Raw genomic sequence first — 21,062 nt, forward strand, 5'->3', positions numbered from 1 at the left:
TTGTAGTAGGTTGCATCTGATATCCCATGTTCACGACAGACGTCTTTGACCATGCAGCCCGCCTCGACGGACTTCAGGATCTGAACGATCTGTGACTCGGTGAAGCGTGACTTCCGCATCGTGTGTTCTCCATCAGCATCGTTGAAGTATGCCGGAGAACTCTAGTTTTGGCTGGTCCGATTTTAAGGGAGGGTTACACGTCCGTCAGCACTGCAGATCCAACGCCCAGGAACACAAGCTCCCAACAAAGTGTTACCCATGTCATTGAACTGAACCGCTACTCAAGTCCCCGTATCGTGCGCAGATCAGACGCTCCAAATCGCCCGGAGACCGGGCTCCCACGATTCCACCCCGCCTGACGAAATGGATTTATTCGACATACCGCAGGTTCTTTGCCTCTAAAGTGTGGGGCCAGGAGCACATTCTGCACCTACAATACTTGTGCCATCCGGCATGGCGGCGTACCGCCGCACGGTGCAATTCTCACGCTCATTAGCACCCTACAAGCAGCCATAGCCCCACCGGCAGTAACGCGGCAACAGCCCGCCAACAACCCGCCAGGCCGTTTCACCCGCTAACACACCATTACCAAGACATCAGAACAGCCACCCTCCCCCTTGCAGCAGAAAATTGCTGCTGCATTTTCTGGCGACCGGCCATCAATGGCCCTAAACCGGCAAGCATTGCGCCGTGCAGTGCTGTTGGCTGAAACCACATTGGCACCCAACCAAAACCAGTGCCCGATGGGCACGCTGCGCGTTGCCCACCCTGCAGTTAGTATCAAATCGCCAGTATTAAATACGTATCACCAATACAGCAGACGGCTGCTGAGCGGCGCTTGGCGCAATACGTGTTGTCTCGGTTTGACCCGCCGGACAGCAGGCAGGCGCTCCCGGCACGGACACGCACCATCGCCTCTGCTAGGCGCTCCAGCCTCGCCTTCCAGGTAACAGGGGTCTGCGCCCTGCTGCTCGATTTATGAAATATTATCTACAAATCATATACTTAATAAACATCTAACCCACATCATGCGATAGATTCAGGTTATGTTAATAATGCCTTGAGGGCCTGTGCTGTTTTCTGTAGATTCTTTCTAAAAGAATAATCGGTCTGCTTGGGAATACTGGCACTGCGCGTGTCAGCGGGGATGGTCGTGGAGTCGTTATTCCTGCCCAAGCCCACCATACAAGGTACGGATGCATGTCTTTTGTTGCAGTGGCAAGCCTAGCCTGGAGTCGAAGTTGCAAGCCCATACTTCAATGCTTCAGTGTAATCCTCCTCGCTCTCGTCACAGCGTTCATGTCTGGCTGCTCATCAGCACCGCTTCGTAATGATCACCCCTTTGCTGCAGCGAACATAACCGAGCAGTCCGACGCAGCGATGCTGCCCAAGGCCGGTGCCAACCTGGCGACGCTGGGTGGCGGCACGGCGGCTTCAGTAGTCATTCCGGACAGCGGCTTCATCGCGCAACAGCTGAATGATGTGCAAATCCTTCCGTTTCAGCCCTTTGGCCATACACTCGACACCGATATTGTTATCGGCCAGGCCAGTGATGACCGCTACAGGGCCGGTATGGGCTGGATCAGCAAGAACGATCACAACCATGTGAAACTCAGCCTGTTCCGACAGCAGAGGGTAGCCGACGGGCTCGACGGACTATGGCTGGCCAGTATCCAGGGAGAATTTACCCCCCTTGCCCTGGCTAAAGATTTCGACTTTACGGGGGAGCTCGCCCTTGCCGGCCAAAGCGGCGCCTCGCAACAAACGTCAGGGGGCTCCGGCATCCGCCTTCATCTAAACAGGAAGCCCGCTAACGGCTTCAGCTACGGCTTGGCCCTGAGTCAATTCAGCGCAGGCTTTCATCCCTACGGCAGTGTCGTGGCTGCAGGTGAACGCCGTGCTGTCGCCAAGCTGGGCTACAGACCCTGGAGCGATGCGAAAATGACCGCTAACGCGGACTATATTCTCCGCGGTTGGGATGGCGACATTCCATGCGATGAATACCGCACCGGCCTGTCGTTCTCCAGTACCGTTTTCACTTACCTGAGCGCCAAACTCGAAACATCCGCGCAGCGCACACTCGATTGCGCCGCGGCCTCCGATGCCGGCAACATCGACAGCTGGGCATTGACCCTCTCTGAAGATTCATGGACGGGCTGGGACATAAACCTGTTTGCAAAGGTGTCGGAAAAGAGCCTGCCCTTCACGCAGGAGCCACAGACCTGGAGCCACTATCGCGTATCCGGTGACCACGACTTACGCCTGGGATCACACTGGGCCTCATTCGGCCCTGAAGTATCCTTGCGAACCAACACCGTCGGTGAGGTAGAGCGCCGGCTGCAGACCGGGTTCGTGATGGGAATCGAAACCCGTACCCAGAATTTCAGCCTGCACCTGGGTTACGAGGCCCTTACAGGTTACGGGGGTGCACTTGACGCCAATGCCGGCAAGATCAAACTGAACTATCGTCTCGATTTCGATGCCTGAACGGTTGCCAATTATCCCTGCAGACGACGGGCGCGCCAAAACGCAGGATGCATCAACGAAAGCCGGAGCGAGCACTGCTGCCTGTGTGCGACCAGGCCCGCAAGGCGCAACACATAGCATCCAACCGATACCGAACCCACCGGCACTGCAGATCCAAATTCAAACACGCAAAAACCCCAGAAAACTGACACCCATGTCAGTGAACAGCACTGTTATTCATGTATCTTCTTCACCTGGCGGACATACTGGCCTTTCTGGCAACTCTTGGCTTCTTTGCGGTTTTGATTAGGTGTGTGCGCAAGCGCACAGTGAAGACACTGAAAATGGTGTTTACTGATTCCATTGTTTGACGGATTGCATATTCGCGCGGCATCCGACGAATAACGCCTGCGCTGGGTTCTATTGAAGCACCAGACGCCTGCAGATCGAGTTGCACAAATGCCGAGGCGGATGTAGCTCCCTCAGTCACAGGTTAGCGTGAGAAGAGAAAAGTCATGAACTTTCAACCCCCAAGCACAGCTGAAACCACAGGCACCTACCTGTTACGTTTTATTTCGTTGTATGACCGGGGACGCGGCATCGCTGTGCCCTGCGATGCCGCTGGCAACGTTGACACGGCTTCACTCAGCCTGCGACTTCGCCTTGCGTATCTTCGCGCAAGGTTAATGGTAGGTCGGGAGTACTCTCGTCCAACAGTGCAGCCGAAGGCCGGCAGATGGATAGGCTCCGCTTTACCCATGCTGCACATGGACACTAAACCGCAAGAAGTAATTTAGTACCAGCAGGACGCCAGAACAACGCTATACCCCCCTGGGCAGAAAATTGCTCCTGCATTGACTACCGGCCATCCATGGCCCTGCGCCTGCGGACACCGGGCGCATGCAGCGATCAGGCCCGCAGACAGGGACTGTTGTACCTCCGATGACAGCATACCCGGCTCTTCACCCTGACGGCAGGCCGACCGCACAATGGCGTCAGAGCACAGTGCAAAGGCTGCATCTGGGGTCATTACTATTAACCTGGCTGGCAAATAGGTTCTTTTTATGTCCAGCTGCCGCGGGTTATCGATCGACGGGCACGAAAATCAAAGGGGCAGCCATTATTAAACCGGTGGCATTTTACGTCTGTAGAGCCGGTTTAATACTGTGGCGCAGGATGCGCCACCATTGGCCAACGGCCAATGCGAGCCTTTGAAAATCCAGGGATTTCACAAATTCCGCCTGACTTTCAAGGGCGATGATGAAACAGGGCGGGACGACCTGTTTCATCGCCAGGTTAATAGCCAATGGCTACCGACCCATAAAGCCAATGCCAGTGGCGAGTTGCTGGCGCAGTGGAAACTGCTGGCGGACCGGCTGTAAGCAGCGGACGGATACCCTGATACCGGATCATTTTCAAAAGAGGGGTCAATTTTTGGCTGGCTATAAAAGCGGTCTTTACACTTCTTTGGTGCGCTAACGCACGGACAGAATTTTGGCATGCAAACATACTAAAAACAGAATTTTACGCCGCGATTCAAATACCACCACAAGGATTCGACCATGAAAGCACTTGTTTACTTGGGTCCAGGAAAAAAAGCATTGGAAGATCGACCGAAGCCAGATATTTCTGCGCCTACCGACGCCATCGTAAAAGTGACGAAAACGACAATTTGTGGCACTGACCTGCACATTTTGAAAGGTGATGTGCCAACCTGCCAGGCAGGCACTATTTTAGGGCACGAGGGCGTAGGTATCGTCGAGAAGGTAGGTGAGGCAGTAACAGCATTCAAACCGGGTGATCGGGTTTTGATTTCATGCGTCAGCGCCTGCGGAAAATGCAGCTATTGCCGCAAAGGTATGTACTCCCATTGCAGCACCGGCGGCTGGATTTTAGGTAATAGTATTGACGGCACCCAGGCAGAATTCGTGCGAACGCCTCACGCCGACACCAGCCTTTATCCCATTCCGGATGGCGCGGATGAGGAGGCTCTTGTGATGTTGAGCGACATTCTCCCAACGGGATTTGAGTGCGGCGTGCTTAACGGAAAAGTTAAGCCAGGCGATATCGTTTCAATCGTCGGCGCGGGGCCGATCGGTCTCGCAGCCTTGCTCACTGCTCAGTTCTACTCACCGGCCGAAATCATCATGATCGATCTTGATGATAACCGTCTTGAAATGGCAAAACGTTTCGGCGCAACAGCGACCATCAATAGCACTGACGGCAAGGCCAAGGATACTGTCATGAGTATGACGAACGGGCGCGGTGTCGACACGGCCATTGAAGCTGTAGGTATTCCTGCGACCTTCGAGCTTTGCCAGGAAATTATTGCACCGGGTGGCACCATCGCCAATATCGGCGTACACGGTAAAAAAGTTGACTTGCATTTGGAAAGTCTATGGGATCGCAATATTACTATCACGACTCGCCTCGTTGATACGGCAAGTACACCAATGCTGCTCAATATACTGACGGCAAACAAAATAGATCCAAAAATGCTCATTACTCACCGCTTCTCGCTAGAGAACGTTATAGACGCATACGAGACATTCGAAAACGCGGCGAATACGAAGGCACTCAAAGTTATTATCAATACTTAACCAATAACGCTGAAATATTCCGGCTGGCGTACAGGACATTGCCACAGGAAATAATCACGTCAATGGGTGTTTAGGGAACCTATGAATAAGTCCCAATGAGTCTCTGGCTTTCAGCGCGATCCGGAATCGAGGCGCAGTTTCGAAAGCATGCCGGGGCCTGTCGAGAAGCTGCAACAAAGAGTCCGGGTCGCGCTGAAAGCCCCGTAGGGCGTGCCCTGAAGCATGCATCTGCGTTGTTGCAGCGCTTGACAAGGACTAAGGCCAAGGTGCCCTTTAGGGTATTGCCTGCACACTGCGCCTAGCAGCTGCACGCTTCAGGACCCGCAGAGGACAACTGGGACTTGTTCATAGGTTCCTTAGATCGTGCATTCCCCATGGATGTACAAGTGTTATGTGTTTTCATTTGGGCACGATGGGGTTGTGTCGCAAGAAGAGGGCTTCCACAATCAGGATAGTCAGCATTACGACACAAGCGATGCCCACCACCAGCAGATCACTGGATATTTTAATCCAGAGAAATCCAGCCAGAACGACCAGATCAAGAAAAATTGCGCCTATAAGAACGGCGCTACGGGCGCCAATTTCCTGCCGCAGATGACGCAATATGCCCCAGTGAACGGCCATATCCATTATCAGATAAAAAATGATGCCCAACGCGGCGATACGTGACAGATCAAAGAAGGCCGTCAGCAGCAAACCCAAGACAACTGTATAGACCAGAGTATGCTTTTGGATGCTGCCCGGCATCCCAAAATGACGGTGGGGGACAAGTTTCATCTCTGTCAGCATTGCCAACATCCGAGAAACTGCAAATATGCTGGCGATAATTCCGCCTGCTGTCGCCAGCATAGCCAGCACAACCGTAAACCACAGAGCATATTCGCCCAGTGCAGGCCTGGCGGCGGCCGCCAGGGAGTAATTTCTCGTTTCGATAATTTCCTGAAGAGACAAGTTGCTCGCGACAGCAAACCCCACCAGCGCGTAAATAACAACACAAAGCGCGATGGAGATGATGATGGCTCTGCCCACATTGCGGTGCGGGTCTTTCAGCTCCGAGCCACTGTTTGTAATAGTGGTAAACCCCTTGAAGGCCAGAATACCGAGGGCCGTAGCGCCAATAAAACCGGCCAGTGATATGTCAGGGTCCTGGGCTGAGAAATTAACTTCCACCGAATCTGCCACCGTGACCCCCACAACGCCGAACAGAACGATACCGCCTATCTTGATAAATCCAAGCACCGACGACACGCCCTCGATCATACGGTTAGCGGATAAATTGATCAGAAAGGCTACCAACAACAATCCGACCCCCAGTGTTGGCACCAGCAAACTGCTATCGTCGATTTCAAACAACTGCAGTGTATAAGCCCCAAATGTGCGAGCCAGAAAACTCTGGGCGATGACCATAGAAAAATACATCAGCAGGGAATGAAAAGCCGTTGTCAGCGTACTGCCATAAGCCTTTTTCAGGTACATGGCTATTCCGCCGGCCGACGGATAAGCATTCGACATTTTGACGTATGAGTGGGCGCTGAATGACACTATCAGTGCGGCCGAAAGAAAAGCCAGTGGGAAAAGACGCCCGGTCATCTCGGCCATCTGACCGGTCAGGGCAAATATCCCTGCCCCGATCATCACCCCAGTACCAAGGGCAACAGCTCCGACCAATGTCAGACTGTCTTTACGATACTGCGGCTTTCGATCTTCAGTCATCTGCATATCGTTACGCATATCTCCTCTATCCAAGGTCGGCGATATCTATCCTGGATAACATAGTGGTCGCAATTGAGGCTGCGATGCCGCGCATCGAAACCCAGATCCCCGCTTCCCAGTTCTGAACATGCAAGACCCCGAATACGACACCTTTAACTGCTACTTCAAGCTTTGCCGCTGCTTGAACCTAAGCGGACAGTCAGAGTTGCTTGCGTAACTTCAGCAACTCCTTGCGGCGCACGGCGCTGACTTTCGGGTAGCTCATTTTAAGGTCCTGCAGCGCCTCAACGATGATCTGGGAGATGATCAGCCTGGCGTTCTTCTTGTCATCGGCCGGAATGACATACCATGGTGACTCCTCTGTGCTGGTGGCACTCAGGCATGCCTCATATGCACGCATATAGTCGTCCCAGTGCCTGCGTTCCTGGATGTCGGCGAGGCTGAACTTCCAATTTTTCTCGGGCTCATCGATACGCGCGAGAAACCGTTCGCGTTGTTCCTCCTTAGACAGGTGGAGAAAAAACTTGATCACCCGCGTACCGTTGCTGTGCAGATGTGCCTCCAGATCCGTGATGGATTTGAAGCGCTCGTCCCAGATGGCACTCCCGGCGACCGCATCGTCGGAAAACCCCTGCGCCCGGAGCAACTCCGGGTGCACCCGCACCACGAGTACATCCTCGTAGTAGGAGCGATTAAATATACCGATCCGCCCCCGCTCCGGCAGACGCTTGGTGGTGCGCCACAGGAAATCGTGCTCCAGCTTCTCGACGCTCGGTTGTTTAAAACTGAATACCTGGCAACCCTGTGGATTCACGCCCGACATGACATGGCGAATAGCCCCGTCCTTGCCGGCGGTATCCATGCCCTGGAAAATCAACAGCACGGCTTGCCGATTCGAAGCGTAGTTCAATCGCTGTAACTCGCTCAGTTCGACGACCTGAGCCTCCAGCATCTTTTTATATGCTTTCTTGGAGTCATAGACGGGCACAATCTTGGTCGGACGCTGAGCCAAATCAACTTTATTGCCGGGCTGAACGCGGTGATCATTAGGATCTATTTTCATAAAATCTGCCTGGTGTTCATGTTATTAGCCGGGCGGACAAACAGGTTTCCGCCCTATTTGTCCGTTATGTACAGGAAGTACGGTCCCATAACTTTTGCTCCTGCAAAGTAAGGTTTTCCGCCATCCTTGGCGGTCATGCCGCACACGCATGGATGCGTGCGTGGGTCACGCCATAGGCGCTTTAACCTAAAAGAATGGGCGCAGGTGCGTGGACATGCTGGCCTTCCTCAGGGGAAAAGGTGGCGTTCACATTGGCCTGCGGCCAATGATCAAGCATCCCTGCTTCATGGATTAACCCGCCGGATTAATAGCCACCGATGAGTTTTCCACCAAGAGCAAAAGCGCCGGCAACAAGCGCAGCGACCGTGCCGAGCAGGCTCCATAACTGGTTCGGCGTCATACTCCCCAAAAGCTCGCCAACCGTGAGTTCCGATGGATTCTTCGCAGCACTGATTTTTGCAGTCGGGCGCTGCGTCAGCTTTTGTTTCCAGCTGGAAAGCACACCGCTGAACTCCGTGGTTGCCAGCGCAGACGAGTTCGGAGTCACAGATTGGACGTACCAGTCATAGCCGCGTTCCAAAAGCCCTTCGCTCTTGATACCCTTCTCAACGATCACCAGCAGCGGATGACCCCGGCTATAAGCCATTGCAGCCTCGATCTGATTCCACGGGGTTGCAAGCCTGACATCTACCAGGGGCGACTCATGGGAAATTGACGCAGCCGTCGCGCAGGCCGGATCGACCCAGGCGCCTGCAAAGCACGCTACCGCCCTTCCAGCGACGGAACAGCGCCTGCGATCCGCCAGCGACAGGGGGAAACACAAGTATAGGAAACGCGGGAGGATTCACCCAGCCAGGCTTCCGATGCCCAGCAGACGAGATGTCGTTATCCGTCATGCCACAGGCGCTTTAATCTGAAAAGCCCGGCCATGCAGGGCGTTTATCGTCACAGGCCGCGGCCTTCCCATTGGCCCGTTTATTCAACGTAACGCCCAATGCCAAAACGAAAAAGGCCCGACATTTCTGCCGGGCCTTTCTATTGTCCAACCTAACGATCTCGTTCCAGCTCGCAGATTGCAGCGCGCGGATTCGAGAACCTAGCCTCAGTCTTCCCGATAATTATCGATCGACGGGCAGGAGCAAATGAAATTGCGGTCGCCATAGACGTTGTCGATTCGATTGGCCGCCGGCCAGAACTTGTTGCGACGGGTGGATTCGGTCGGGAACACCGCCTCGTCACGCCCGTATGGACGATCCCAGTCGCCCACCAGGTCCGCCATGGTATGCGGCGCGTGGTGCAGCGGGTTGTTTTCCGCCGTCCACTCACCGGATTCAACGCGGCTGATTTCACCACGAATCTTGATCATGGCTTCAATGAAGCGATCCAGTTCCGCCTTGGGCTCGGATTCGGTCGGCTCGATCATCAGGGTGCCGGCCACCGGGAAGGACATGGTCGGCGCATGGAAACCGTAGTCCATCAGGCGCTTGGCAATGTCTTCCTCGCTCACGCCAGAGGCTTCTTTCAGCGGGCGGATATCGACGATGCATTCGTGGGCAACACGGCCGTTGCGGCCACGGTACAGGATCGGGTAATGCTCACCCAGCTTCTCGGCCAGGTAGTTGGCACCCAGGATCGCCACACGGGTGGAATCCTTGAGGCCGGACTTGCCAAGCATGCGGACGTACATGTAGCTGATCGGCAGGATGGCACCGGAGCCAAAGGGCGCCGCCGAGACCGCACCATTCTGGTTTTCCAGCCCCGGTACCGCGCTGACCTGATGACCCGGCAGGAAGGGTGCCAGATGGCTCTTCACGCCGATGGGGCCCATGCCCGGACCGCCGCCGCCATGGGGAATGGCAAAGGTCTTGTGCAGGTTAAGGTGCGATACGTCGGAGCCGATCACGCCAGGCTTGGAGATACCGACCTGGGCGTTCATGTTGGCGCCGTCCATGTACACCTGGCCGCCGTGCTTGTGCACGATGTCGCAGATTTCGACGATTTCCTGCTCGAACACCCCGTGGGTGGACGGGTAGGTAATCATCAGGCAGCTCAGGCTTTCGCTGTGCTGCTCGGCCTTGGCGCGCATGTCGGCGACATCGACGTTGCCCCTGGCATCGCACTCGACGATCACCACCTTCATGCCCATCATGGCGGCAGACGCCGGGTTGGTGCCGTGGGCGGACGACGGGATCAGGCAGATATCGCGGTGGCCTTCACCGATGGATTCCTGGTACTTGCGGATCGCCAGCAGACCGGCGTACTCGCCCTGGGCACCGGAGTTGGGCTGCATCGAGACGTTGTCGTAACCGGTGATTTCCACCAGCATCTGCTCCAGCTCTTCCAGCATTCGGTGGTAGCCCTGGATCTGGTCGGCCGGTGCAAAGGGGTGAATGTTGGCGAACTCGGGCCAGGTCACCGGAATCATTTCGGCCGTGGCGTTGAGCTTCATGGTGCAGGAACCCAGCGGGATCATGCCGTGCACCAGGGAGTAGTCCTTGTTCTCGAGCTGCTTCATGTAACGCAGCATCTCGGTTTCGCTGTGGTGCGTGTTGAACACCGGGTGCGTCAGGATGGCGTCTTCACGGCGCTGTTCAGCGCTGATACCGGTGGCCTCGCCTGCCAGGATGCGGGCATCGATGGCGGCAACATCCAGACCGTGACCGGCGCCCAGAATAACGTCAAACAGCTCGGCGACATCGGCCGCGGTGGTGGTTTCGTCGAGGCTCACGCCCAGACGGTCGCTGCCGTTAAGGCGCAGGTTGCAGCCCTGCGCCAGCGCACGCTGGTACACCGCCTGCTGTTCATCGCCCAGGTTCAGCGTCAGGGTGTCGAAGTAGCTTTTATTGACCGCAAAGCCCTTGTCCGCAAGGCCGATGGCCAGGATGGCGGTAAGGCGGTGAATGCGCTCGGCGATGGCCTTGAGGCCTTCAGGGCCGTGATACACGGCGTAGAAGCTGGCCATGTTGGCCAGCAGTGCCTGGGCGGTACAGATGTTGGACGTCGCCTTTTCACGGCGAATGTGCTGCTCGCGGGTCTGCATGGCCATGCGCAGGGCCTGGTTGCCACGGGTATCCACGGAAACGCCGATAATGCGGCCCGGTACCGAACGCTTGAGCTTGTCGCTGGCGGCAAAGAAGGCCGCGTGCGGACCACCAAAGCCCATCGGTACGCCAAAGCGCTGCGCAGAACCCAGCACCACGTCGGCACCCAGCTCGCCAGGGGATTTCAGCAGTACCAGCGCCATCGGATCGGCCGCCACGGCGACCATGGCTTGCTGGCCCCTGGCATTTTCGATCAGGGTCTTGATGTCGGTGATATCGCCGCAGGTGCCCGGGTACTGCAGCTGCACGCCGAACACATCGTGCTGATCCAGTTCTGCCGCAGGCGCAACGACAACATCGTAGCCGAAGTACTCGGCGCGGGTGCGGATAACGTCGATGGTTTGCGGGTGCACATCATCGGCGACAAAATAGGTGTTGCTCTTCTTGCGGTTGGAACGCTTGCACAGCGTCATCGCCTCGGCCGCGGCGGTGGCTTCGTCCAGCAAAGAGGCGTTGGCCAGATCCATGCCGGTCAGGTCCATCACCAGCTGCTGGTAGTTGAGCAGCGACTCCAGACGGCCCTGGGCAATCTCCGGCTGGTAGGGCGTGTAGGCCGTGTACCAGCCCGGATTCTCGAGCACGTTGCGCAGGATAACGTTAGGCACCTGGGTGTTGTGGTAACCCATACCGATGTAGGACTTGTTGACCTTGTTCTGCCGGGCCAGGCCCTGCAGGTAGTTCAGCGCCTCGACTTCGGTCTCGCCGTCGTTCATGGCCAGCGCATCGTCCAGCAGAATGCTGGCCGGCACGGTCTGTCGCATCAGGTCGTCGAGCGACTCGGCATTCAGGGTCTGCAGCATCGACTGCTGTTCGGCCGCATCAGGGCCAATGTGGCGACGGGTAAATTCCGTGCGCTGCTCAAGTTCACTCAAGGTACGGGGTTCAACAGCCATTACACTAACCTGTGTGCTCTGTGCCGGCTTCGGATACACCGAAACCTGCAACGGGTTCTAAAAGTGCGAAGCGTCGAAACGCTTCACGTTGTGCGTAAATTCCAGTCCTGCTCTTGATCCGGCGGACAACCAGGCGCGGTGCCGCATTCCCTGCTGCGTTGTCCGTCACCCCGCTAAACAAGCGCTAGTGCGCGGACATACTGACGTTTGTGGCGCTCGCTTTGGACCTGTTCGGTATGGAACAGGCCCAATGCTTCAGCACGCCTGCTGCAGCTACTCATCCACCGGGTCAATCGTGCAGGGTCCGTCTTATTCCGCAACCGTCGCCTGATAGGCATTCGCGTCGAGCAGTGCATCGAGCTCGGAGGCGTCTGCCAGTTTCAGTTTCGCGATCCAGCCTGCGTCGTAGGCAGATTCGTTCAGGGTCTCGGGGGCGTCCACCAGGTCCTCGTTCACTTCAATCACTTCACCGGACAGTGGCGCGTAAATATCAGACGCCGCCTTGACAGATTCCACCAGGGAAAAGTCTTCCCCCTTGGCAACTTCGCGGCCAACCTCGGGCAATTCCACGAAAACCACATCGCCGAGCAGCTCCTGAGCGTGATCGGTAATACCAACGGTTACGGTACCGTCGCCATTATCGAGAATCCATTCATGAGATGCAGTATATTTCAGTGTATTCGGCACATTGTTCACAGAGAAATCCTTCTAAAGCGCTATTTTTGGTTCAATTTTTAAAAAAACGGGACGCTTAACGGTAGAGCGGGAAGCGGCCACAGAGGGCTTCAACCTCGGCCAGTACCCGGGCTTCGACAGCCGCATTGCCGGCGGGGCTTTCCACCAGGCCATCCAGCACGTCGTTGATCAGGTGACCGATCTGGTTAAATTCTGCGGCACCAAAGCCGCGTGTGGTACCGGCCGGTGTGCCCAGACGGATACCGGAGGTGACCATGGGCTTTTCCGGATCAAACGGAATGCCATTCTTGTTGCAGGTGATGCCGGCACGCTCCAGCGCCTCCTCCACCTGGTTGCCCTTCAGGCCTTTGGGACGCAGGTCCACCAGCATCAGGTGCGTATCGGTGCCGCCGGTGACGATGTCGCAGCCACGCTCAACCATCACTGCCGCCAGGGTACGGGCATTTTCCAGCACCTGGTCGATGTAGCCCTTGAAACCGGGTTGCAACGCTTCACCAAAGGCTACGGCCTTGGCAGCAATCACGTGCATCAGCGGGCCGCCCTGCAGACCGGGGAATACCGCGGAGTTGATCTTCTTGCCCAGATCCAGGTCATTGCACAGGATCATGCCGCCACGCGGGCCGCGCAGTGTCTTGTGAGTCGTGGTGGTCACGACATGGGCATGGGGCAGCGGGCTCGGGTGCGCACCGGTGGCGACGAGGCCTGCGATATGAGCCATGTCGACCATCAGCAGCGCGCCAACCTTGTCGGCGATGGCACGAAAACGGGCGAAGTCGATTTCCCGCGGAATGGCCGACCCGCCGGCGATAATCAGTTTGGGCTGGCACTCAAGTGCCTGTGCTTCCACCGCATCGTAATCAATGCGCTGGGTCTCGCGGGACACACCATACTGCACGGCATTGAACCATTTGCCCGACAGCGCCGGGCGCGCACCGTGGGTCAGGTGACCGCCGGCGTCCAGCGACATGCCCAGTACAGTATCACCGGGCTGCAGCAGCGCGAGCATTACCGCACCATTGGCCTGGGCGCCGGAATGCGGCTGCACATTGACGAACTGACAGTTAAACAGTTCTTTGGCACGGGCAATCGCCAGGGCTTCGGCTTCGTCGACAAACTCGCAGCCGCCGTAGTAACGACGCCCCGGGTAGCCTTCGGCGTACTTGTTGGTCAGTACGGTGCCCTGGGCCTGCATCACCGCCTTGGAGACAATGTTTTCCGAGGCAATCAGTTCAATCTGGCTGTCCTGGCGGTTGAATTCCGCATCCACCGCGGCCTGCAGCGCGGGATCCGCAGCGCTGAGGTCCTGGGTGAAAAACGCTGCACGTTCAGCGTTGGCGTAAAGGTCCCTTGTGCTCATGGTTTTATTATTCCCCGTTGACTGAAGGTTTACGGCGATGAAGCCGGATTAGCAGGCCACCACGTTGACGGCCAGGCCGCCGGTGGAGGTTTCCTTGTACTTGTCCTGCATGTCGAGGCCGGTCTGGCGCATGGTCTCGATCACACTGTCCAGTGACACATGGTGTTCACCGGTACCGCGCAGCGCCAGACGCGCTGCATTAATCGCCTTGACCGCCCCCATGGTGTTGCGCTCGATGCAGGGAACCTGCACCAGCCCGCCAATGGGGTCGCAGGTCAGGCCCAGGTTGTGTTCCATGCCGATCTCGGCAGCATTTTCGATCTGGTGGTTGCTGCCACCGAGCACCGCACAGAGTGCCCCGGCGGCCATGGAACAGGCCACGCCGATCTCGCCCTGGCAACCCACTTCGGCCGCCGAGATGGATGCGTTTTTCTTGTACAGCATGCCAATGGCCGCGGCGGTCACCAGGAAGGTCTTGATGCCCTCCACATTGCTGCCCGGCACGAAGCGGTCGTAATACGCCAGTACCGCCGGAATGACACCGGCCGCACCGTTGGTCGGCGCGGTCACTACGCGGCCACTGGCGGCATTTTCCTCGTTCACGGCGATGGCATAGAGATTGACCCAGTCGAGCACGGTAAGGTGATCCTTGATGCTGCGCTCGGGATGATTCACCAGTTCCTGCCACATGTCGTGGGCACGGCGCTTGATGTGCAACCCGCCCGGCAGTTCGCCGGTGTGCTTGCAGCCTTCGCGGATGCAGTCATCCATCACCTGCCAGATTTTCAGCAGCCGCTGGCTGATTTCCTGATCATCGTAGCGGGTGCGCTCGTTAGCCATCACCAGCTCGGCAATAGTGAGTCCGGATTCGTCGCCGTAGGCCAGCAGCTCAACGGCATTGTTGAACGGGTACGGCACCTCGATGGACTCATCCTCGGCGCCGCGGCCCTGGTCATCGGCCTCTGCATCGCTGAGCACAAAGCCGCCACCCACCGAGTAATACACATTGCTGTAGAAAATCAGCCCGGCCGCATCGAGCACTTCAAGACGCATGCCATTGGGATGCTTGGGAAGCGATTCGCCGAAATGAAAACGCAGATGGTCAGCCTCAGAAAACGGCACCGCCCGCTCCCCCGCCAGCAGCAATGTGCCGCTCGTTCGAACCTGCGCAATAAAGTCGTCGATACGGGCGGGATCCACCAGATCCGGTCGTTCACCCAGTAGTCCGAGCATCGCGGCGATATCGGTGGCGTGCCCCTTGCCGGTCATGGCCAGGGAGCCAAACAGGCTGACCCGCACCCCCGCGACGCGATCCATCAAACCGCGTTGCTGGAGTTCGGCGATAAATCGATTGGCGGCCACCATGGGCCCCACCGTGTGAGACGACGAAGGTCCAACGCCAATCTTGAACAGATCAAAAATGCTCAGTGCCATTTCGTCGCCTCCAATTTTTTACAGTTAGATGAGTTTTTGATTGATTAAATCCGCCGGTCGGAACCGGGCCGAAAAACGTCTAATGCCCCTGCGGCACGCTCGAATCCAGTACCCGAACCTCGCGCTGCGGGTACGGAATCTCGATATCATGTTCGCGGAACGCATCCCAGATCATCAGCAACAGATCACCGCCTACGCGGTTCTCGCCGTCATCAACCCCAATCATCCAGAACTCCACCAGGATATCGACGCCCGAATCGCCAAAGCCGCTGATCTCGGCATCCGGGCGCTCCTCGATGGGAATATCCTCACCACTGATCACCCGCGGATGGCTGGCGACCACGGTGCGCAGCAAATCGAACAGAAAATGCAGGTCTGTCTTGTATGACACCTGAAATTCCAGTGAGTAACGCTGCTTGGTGTTCTTGTGTGTCCAGTTGGTGAAACTGCTGCTGATAAACTGCTCATTGGGCACCATGATGTCTTTGCCATCAAAGGTTTCCAGCGTGGTGGACCTCATGTTCAGTTCGCGGATCATACCCTTGCGGCCATCCTCCATCTCGACGTAGTCACCCACGCTGAGAGATCGCTCCAACAACAGAATGATGCCGGAGATGAAGTTCGAGGCGATGGACTGCAAGCCAAACCCGAGCCCCACGCCCAGAGCGCCACCAAAGACCGCCAGCGCCGTCAGATTGATGCCCATAATCTGCAACAGCAGGATGAACACAACAAAGAACAGCACGATCTGAAACAGCTTGGCAAAGACTTCACGCGTACCGGCATCCAGGTCTTCCTGGCTGCGAATGATCTGTTGACCCGCCGCATTCGACAACCGCCCGAGCCAGAACAACACAGACCCGAAAATCAGTACCCGCGCCACACCGTAGGCCGAAATCTCTATATTGCCGACGGTAATGGAGATGCTCTCGAGGTAAACAATCAGCCCGTCGAGCAAGCCGAAGATATGTAGCAGAGCGATGGGCAGAAACACCCAGCTTGCCAGGGTACGAAAAAACTTTTTCTCAACAAAGCGGTTGATGATCGAATAAAGCATGAACACAACGGCGAAGCTCAATCCCAGGCGAACCAACCAGTTTTGCCCGAGCAACTTCTGACTCAAATCCACCGCAATCGACAACATCAGAATGAGCATCAGCGGCAGCAAGAGATTACGCGACTGATAAATCTGCAGACGCAGGCGCAGCAAGTGCCCCTCAAGCGGACGTTTTCTCAGCAGCGGCGAGTGGGTCTTCAGATAGGCCGCAATGGAATAGCCCACCAGAAGCGCCAGCGCAATAACGCCAACCTGGGAGTAAAACGTCGGGCTACTGAGCCACGCCAGAGAGGCGGAGAGCATCTGCTCAAACATGTCCATTAATTGATTTATGCCCATGACTGCTTTCCTGCCTTTCTATAAAAGGTTAAGACATTCGCTCAATGCCGTAGCACGCATCCCAGTATGATTGGCAAACACCCATAAGGCGAAACACGACGCCACAGAGCCCGGCACAGGCTTAACCCCTGAAGAGCAATTAGACTAGCAACAGCGTTTCCACAAATCAACGAAATATTTCCTATAGGAAACTTTATCCCCACTAGCACCCAGCCCTGAGGCTCATTAGGCTTTCTTTCCATCATCTGGCCGCTTGTGTAGTATCAGGGAAATATAAAATATTACCGCCGGTTACCTTCACTCTGTGCCACCCTGTCGTCCGCCCCGAGCCGCCCAGATGCATGCCCAGGCACGCCGCCAGCCCGCAGAACCGGCACTCAGGAGTGAATACCTATGCCCGACACCCCCTCATCGCCGCCCGAAAAACCTGAACTCCAGGTCAGCGCCGCCGGCCACGAATCCATTGTTGAACCCTTGCAGCTGGGCAAGCGAGTGCGCGAGATCCGCCTGAGCCAGAACCTCACCCTGGAAGAGGCCAGCAAGCGCACAGGGCTGGCGCGCTCCACACTGTCCAAAATCGAAAACGAACAGATTTCGCCTACCTTTACGGCCGTCAACAAGCTGGTAAAGGGCTTGGGGATCGATATTCCGCAGCTCTTCTCGCAGCCCAGAAAGGTGCGTCGCAGCGGCGGTCGCAGAGATATCACACGCCGCGGCGAAGGCAAGCCACACCCCACCCCGACCTACGAACATGAAATGCTGGCACCCCAGCTGACCAACAAGAAGATGATCCCGTACAGGACCACCGTACGGGCCCGCAGCTTTGACGAGTACGGTGACTGGGTACGTCATGATGGCGAAGAATTGCTGTATGTTCTCAGCGGCAGTGTCCGCTTCTACACCGAGTTCTACGAACCCGTCGATCTGGCTGAAGGCGACAGCGCCTATTATGACTGCGAAATGGGCCACGCACTGGTATCTACCAGCGAAGAAGACGCCGTTATTCTCTGGGTCACGGCCTGAGCCACCCAGTGCGCGCTCGATAGCCCGGCCCCTGTTATACTAATCGCCCTGATTTCAAAGCCCTGCCCAGGCCCCAGCGCCTGGACAGCGGTTTTTCGTCCCAGACAGGCGACGCCTTGCTGCGTGTTTACGACAGCCTGGCGCCATTTAAGTATTGCAATCGAATGAATGATCCGCTAATTTCGTTTCCTATTGGAAACTTAGTTTATCCGGAACAGCTCGCACGGCAACTAACACCTGCCTAGCAGCCTGTCTGGCTTAACAGCAACAGGTGTTAAGACCGACAGAGCGCCAGCATCCGGACGGCCAACATACCTTCTATAACGGAGCACACCATGGCAGAGCAGCCCAACAGCGCCCTTAAGAAAACCCCACTTTATAACCTGCACCTGGAACTGGGCGCCAAAATGGTCCCCTTTGCAGGCTATGAGATGCCGGTACAGTACCCGCTGGGCGTTAAGAAGGAGCACCTGCAGACCCGCGAGAAGGCCGGCCTGTTCGACGTATCTCACATGGGCCAGGTACTGCTGACCGGCGATGCAGCGGCCGCCATGCTGGAATCCCTCGTGCCGGTGGATATCATTGACCTGCCCGTTGGCAAGCAGCGCTATGCCATGTTCACCAACGAACAGGGCGGGATTCTGGATGACCTCATGATCGCCAACTGGGGTGATAGCCTGTATGTCGTGATCAATGCCGCCTGCAAGGAGCAGGACATTGCCCACATGCGCGCCCACCTGCCTGCAAGTGTCACCCTGCAGGAACTGGACGACCGCGCCCTGATTGCATTGCAGGGTCCCGAGGCCGTCACCGCCCTGAGCCGGCTGGCTCCACAGGTTGCCGACATGCTGTTCATGGACAGCGGCCGCATCAGCATTGACGGCGTAGAGTGCTTTATCAGCCGCTCGGGCTATACCGGTGAAGATGGTTATGAAATCTCCATCCCTGCCGACCAGGCCGAGCGCCTGAGCCGCCTGTTGCTGGACCAGCCGGAAGTTGAATGCATTGGCCTGGGTGCCCGCGACTCCCTGCGCCTGGAGTCCGGCCTGTGCCTGTACGGCCATGACCTGGATACCAGCACGACACCGGTCGAAGCCAGCCTGCTGTGGGCCATTTCCAAGTGCCGCCGCACCGGCGGCGAGCGTGCCGGCGGCTTCCCCGGCGCCGACATCATCCTGGGCCAGATCACCAACAAGGACAACAGCCGCAAGCGCGTCGGCATGATCGGTGAAGGCCGGGCGCCGGTACGCGAAGGCACCGAACTGTTTGATGCCGACGACAACCGCATCGGCGTAGTGACCTCAGGCACTTTCGGCCCTAGCGCTGGCGCGTCCATCGCCATGGGCTACGTCGACAGCGCCGCCGCTGTTATGGACAGCACCATCTTCGCCGAAGTGCGCGGCAAGAAACTGCCCATGCGCATCAGCAAGATGCCGTTTGTCGAGCAGCGCTATTTCCGAGGCTAAGAAGCGGGGTTAAGAGCCGAGGCTAAGAAGCGGGGTTAAGCGCCGAGGTTAAGCGCAGAAGTTAAAAGCCGGCGTCGTGCATCACGGCGCCGGCCACCGCCAGCACGATGCCAGGGGCCTTCCCTGGCACCGGCACAGCCCCGGTTCACGCAGGATTAATCTGCTCGCTGCCAAGCTTGCACTCAAGGCCCTGAGCAGGTAGATTTACGCCTCGTTACACAGTTTTGCATCACGAGAAGGGCTGACGTCCTCGCCAACCTGCCTACCTGGGCAAGGTGGTTGCCGCCAAGCGGCGATGCGGTCTATACCGACAACCAATCAGGTATCCGCACTTAATACGTCAGCTCTCATGAATGAGTTTTGAAAGCCTTGCGATTGCAGCAGGCCTTTCGTTAATACATGGGAGCACGGCATGTTCGAAGCACACTTTATTACCGCCACACCGGAAACAGCAGCGCCCTGCTGGCACGAGCCCGCGCGCGATCTGCAGCCACAGTCCACATCACAGCAAGGCAACACCCGACGCGTGCAGAGCCTGCGCCACCAGTGCCCGCTGCATGTCTGGGCCGCCGCTGGCAAGCGCAAAGACAACAACGGCACGGCCCACGACAGCTGGTTCCTGTATATCGAGTATTGCACCGGCAATGGGACACGCATCTGGCAAAAACTGGAACGCACCCAGGCCGACTGCAACCTGGAAACCCTGTTTGGGCAGGCACTCTGGGCAGAGCTGCCGCGCATTGACGCCGCACGCACACGCCAGTGGCTTGACGCGCGCGATAGCTAGGCACTGCACACAGAACACCTTCATTACAGGAACACCTGGACAGAAAACCGCGCAACGCCGGCATTCGAGTGTCGGCGGCAAAACGCGACGCCCAGCCAGGTCAGCGAAGCCTTCGCGATGGCGGCGCCCGGCCCTTTTTGTTACCGCATGGGCTGCACGCTAAAACCCAGCTCACGCGCCCGCGCCAACAGGCCGTCCGGCCCGACCAGGTGGGCCGCACCGACCAGCACCAGCTCGGTTTCAGGACTGCGCAGCAGAGACTCGATCTGCGGCCACCAGAGCCGGTTGCGTGCCAGTACCAGGCTGCGGTAGAGCGGCTCATATTCGAGCTTGAGCGGCAGTACCAGCTCATCGTACAGCACTGTTTCATCCCCCTCGCGCCACGCATCAATCATGGTATCGAGCATCGTACTGTCAGCGTCCAGTTCATCCAGCAGTTGCGCCATGAACAGATCGGGGTCCTCCTCTCCCATGGAAAACAGGTACTGCAGATGCTGCTCGATGCTTTCCAGCCCGAGTATCGGCTTGCCGTCATCCAGAGCCTGGCGATACAAACGCATGTCGACGCCCTCCTCTGTCGCCCCGAGACGCACCATTTCAACCCCCAGCAGCGTCAAAAACACGCCCGAAGGCCGCAACGGCTGCAACACCTGCGCAGAGACTCCACGACTTTGCGCATAACGCTGCAACTGAAGCCAGGTTGTATTCGACAGATGGTCTGAAAGGCGGCTGCCAGAGGGATACACCATGCGCTGGGCGATCAGCCCCTGCACTCGAGGGTCCGCCAACCCGCCAAGATCCACCTCAAACAGCAACACATCGGAAAGCGCATAGGCCTGATCAAACACAGCCGGCAGCGGCAAGTCTGCGGGCCTGAGCATGTGTACCGTCGCTCCGAGATAAAGCACACTGGAGCCGTTATCGAGGCGCCAAACGGGGCTTTGCGCCCAGAGCGGCGGCGCGCACAACAGCAGCAGCGCCATCGCACAGCGCAGCATACGGCCAAATCCCGCCTTTATCATTAAGCCTCCCGCGACAATCTATTTGCGTCACAGTACCCGCAAGCG

Annotated in this window: 16 protein-coding genes and 1 riboswitch; of the genes, 6 read left to right on the plus strand and 10 right to left on the minus strand. The window is 57.2% G+C overall.

Annotated elements, in window-relative coordinates; genetic code table 11:
* Window positions 1-119, minus strand: a 119-nt coding sequence (locus tag F451_RS0120910) for a transposase (RefSeq protein WP_020680768.1), incomplete at its 3' end; no start/stop codon positions are given.
* 1,261 nt (window positions 120-1,380) lie between these two features.
* Between F451_RS0120910 and F451_RS0120915 the strand changes: the two genes are divergently transcribed.
* From F451_RS0120915 to F451_RS0120925, 3 genes are all read left to right on the plus strand, one after another.
* The gene (locus F451_RS0120915) at window positions 1,381-2,487 is read left to right on the plus strand and encodes a hypothetical protein (protein WP_020683370.1); all 1,107 of its coding nucleotides are present in this window, start codon (window positions 1,381-1,383) and stop codon (window positions 2,485-2,487) included.
* Between the two features lie 1,166 nt (window positions 2,488-3,653).
* Window positions 3,654-3,848 carry a hypothetical protein gene (locus F451_RS0120920; protein ID WP_020683371.1) on the plus strand — a complete coding sequence of 65 codons (195 nt, stop codon included), beginning with the start codon at window positions 3,654-3,656 and terminating at the stop codon, window positions 3,846-3,848.
* Window positions 3,849-4,028: 180 nt separating this feature from the next.
* A complete protein-coding gene (locus F451_RS0120925) occupies window positions 4,029-5,066 on the plus strand; it encodes a zinc-dependent alcohol dehydrogenase family protein (protein ID WP_020683372.1) in 1,038 nt (345 codons plus the stop codon).
* 399 nt (window positions 5,067-5,465) lie between these two features.
* Here F451_RS0120925 and F451_RS0120930 read toward each other — a convergent pair whose 3' ends face one another.
* The 8 genes from F451_RS0120930 to F451_RS0120965 all read right to left on the minus strand — a co-directional run bounded on the left by F451_RS0120930 (window position 5,466) and on the right by F451_RS0120965 (window position 16,719).
* Entirely contained in the window at window positions 5,466-6,797 is a 1,332-nt protein-coding gene (locus F451_RS0120930; protein WP_020683373.1) for an APC family permease, read from the minus strand.
* 181 nt (window positions 6,798-6,978) lie between these two features.
* Window positions 6,979-7,842: an ADP-polyphosphate phosphotransferase gene (locus F451_RS0120935; protein ID WP_020683374.1), complete on the minus strand. Its 864-nt coding sequence runs from the start codon at window positions 7,840-7,842 to the stop codon at window positions 6,979-6,981.
* Window positions 7,843-8,146: 304 nt separating this feature from the next.
* The gene (locus F451_RS26190) at window positions 8,147-8,488 is read right to left on the minus strand and encodes a hypothetical protein (RefSeq protein ID WP_020683375.1); all 342 of its coding nucleotides are present in this window, start codon (window positions 8,486-8,488) and stop codon (window positions 8,147-8,149) included.
* Window positions 8,489-8,944: 456 nt separating this feature from the next.
* The gene (gene gcvP / locus F451_RS0120945; protein WP_020683376.1) at window positions 8,945-11,836 is read right to left on the minus strand and encodes an aminomethyl-transferring glycine dehydrogenase; all 2,892 of its coding nucleotides are present in this window, start codon (window positions 11,834-11,836) and stop codon (window positions 8,945-8,947) included.
* A gap of 309 nt (window positions 11,837-12,145) precedes the next feature.
* A complete protein-coding gene (gcvH, locus tag F451_RS0120950; RefSeq protein WP_020683377.1) occupies window positions 12,146-12,532 on the minus strand; it encodes a glycine cleavage system protein GcvH in 387 nt (128 codons plus the stop codon).
* 55 nt (window positions 12,533-12,587) lie between these two features.
* Complete coding sequence (locus F451_RS0120955) at window positions 12,588-13,889, minus strand: serine hydroxymethyltransferase (RefSeq protein WP_020683378.1); 1,302 nt, start codon at window positions 13,887-13,889, stop codon at window positions 12,588-12,590.
* A gap of 48 nt (window positions 13,890-13,937) precedes the next feature.
* Window positions 13,938-15,323 (minus strand): L-serine ammonia-lyase, encoded by a 1,386-nt coding sequence (locus tag F451_RS0120960; protein WP_020683379.1) that lies wholly within the window; start codon window positions 15,321-15,323, stop codon window positions 13,938-13,940.
* 79 nt (window positions 15,324-15,402) lie between these two features.
* Window positions 15,403-16,719, minus strand: a complete 1,317-nt coding sequence (locus F451_RS0120965) for a mechanosensitive ion channel family protein (protein WP_040880254.1) — start codon at window positions 16,717-16,719, stop codon at window positions 15,403-15,405.
* Window positions 16,720-17,112: 393 nt separating this feature from the next.
* On the opposite strand from F451_RS0120965, the gene F451_RS0120970 reads away from it, so the two are divergent.
* The 3 genes from F451_RS0120970 to F451_RS0120980 all read left to right on the plus strand — a co-directional run bounded on the left by F451_RS0120970 (window position 17,113) and on the right by F451_RS0120980 (window position 19,995).
* Window positions 17,113-17,742 carry a helix-turn-helix domain-containing protein gene (locus F451_RS0120970; RefSeq protein ID WP_020683381.1) on the plus strand — a complete coding sequence of 210 codons (630 nt, stop codon included), beginning with the start codon at window positions 17,113-17,115 and terminating at the stop codon, window positions 17,740-17,742.
* Between the two features lie 335 nt (window positions 17,743-18,077).
* A complete protein-coding gene (gcvT, locus tag F451_RS0120975; protein WP_020683382.1) occupies window positions 18,078-19,208 on the plus strand; it encodes a glycine cleavage system aminomethyltransferase GcvT in 1,131 nt (376 codons plus the stop codon).
* A 221-nt stretch (window positions 19,209-19,429) separates the two neighbouring features.
* Window positions 19,430-19,536, plus strand: a riboswitch (SAM-I-IV-variant riboswitch).
* Between the two features lie 84 nt (window positions 19,537-19,620).
* Window positions 19,621-19,995: a glycoside hydrolase 64/thaumatin family protein gene (locus F451_RS0120980; RefSeq protein WP_020683383.1), complete on the plus strand. Its 375-nt coding sequence runs from the start codon at window positions 19,621-19,623 to the stop codon at window positions 19,993-19,995.
* Window positions 19,996-20,135: 140 nt separating this feature from the next.
* On the opposite strand, the gene F451_RS26195 is transcribed toward F451_RS0120980, so the two are convergent.
* Window positions 20,136-21,017: a TraB/GumN family protein gene (locus tag F451_RS26195; protein ID WP_083928507.1), complete on the minus strand. Its 882-nt coding sequence runs from the start codon at window positions 21,015-21,017 to the stop codon at window positions 20,136-20,138.
* Window positions 21,018-21,062: the final 45 nt, after the last annotated feature.

It is taken from the genome of Marinobacterium rhizophilum DSM 18822 (assembly GCF_000378045.1).
Lineage (GTDB): Bacteria > Pseudomonadota > Gammaproteobacteria > Pseudomonadales > Balneatricaceae > Marinobacterium_A > Marinobacterium_A rhizophilum.

What these genes read in the sequence shown, in the direction of transcription:
- F451_RS0120915 (WP_020683370.1), top strand. Translation starts at nt 1,381, where the DNA reads ATGCTGCCCAAGGCCGGTGCCAACCTGGCGACGCTGGGTGGCGGCACG.
- F451_RS0120925 (WP_020683372.1), top strand. Translation starts at nt 4,029, where the DNA reads ATGAAAGCACTTGTTTACTTGGGTCCAGGAAAAAAAGCATTGGAAGAT.
- F451_RS0120930 (WP_020683373.1), bottom strand. Translation starts at nt 6,797, where the DNA reads ATGCGTAACGATATGCAGATGACTGAAGATCGAAAGCCGCAGTATCGT.
- F451_RS0120935 (WP_020683374.1), bottom strand. Translation starts at nt 7,842, where the DNA reads ATGAAAATAGATCCTAATGATCACCGCGTTCAGCCCGGCAATAAAGTT.
- F451_RS26190 (WP_020683375.1), bottom strand. Translation starts at nt 8,488, where the DNA reads ATGGCTTATAGCCGGGGTCATCCGCTGCTGGTGATCGTTGAGAAGGGT.
- gcvP (WP_020683376.1), bottom strand. Translation starts at nt 11,836, where the DNA reads ATGGCTGTTGAACCCCGTACCTTGAGTGAACTTGAGCAGCGCACGGAA.
- F451_RS0120955 (WP_020683378.1), bottom strand. Translation starts at nt 13,889, where the DNA reads ATGAGCACAAGGGACCTTTACGCCAACGCTGAACGTGCAGCGTTTTTC.
- F451_RS0120960 (WP_020683379.1), bottom strand. Translation starts at nt 15,323, where the DNA reads ATGGCACTGAGCATTTTTGATCTGTTCAAGATTGGCGTTGGACCTTCG.
- F451_RS0120965 (WP_040880254.1), bottom strand. Translation starts at nt 16,719, where the DNA reads ATGGGCATAAATCAATTAATGGACATGTTTGAGCAGATGCTCTCCGCC.
- F451_RS0120970 (WP_020683381.1), top strand. Translation starts at nt 17,113, where the DNA reads ATGCCCGACACCCCCTCATCGCCGCCCGAAAAACCTGAACTCCAGGTC.
- gcvT (WP_020683382.1), top strand. Translation starts at nt 18,078, where the DNA reads ATGGCAGAGCAGCCCAACAGCGCCCTTAAGAAAACCCCACTTTATAAC.
- F451_RS0120980 (WP_020683383.1), top strand. Translation starts at nt 19,621, where the DNA reads ATGTTCGAAGCACACTTTATTACCGCCACACCGGAAACAGCAGCGCCC.
- F451_RS26195 (WP_083928507.1), bottom strand. Translation starts at nt 21,017, where the DNA reads ATGATAAAGGCGGGATTTGGCCGTATGCTGCGCTGTGCGATGGCGCTG.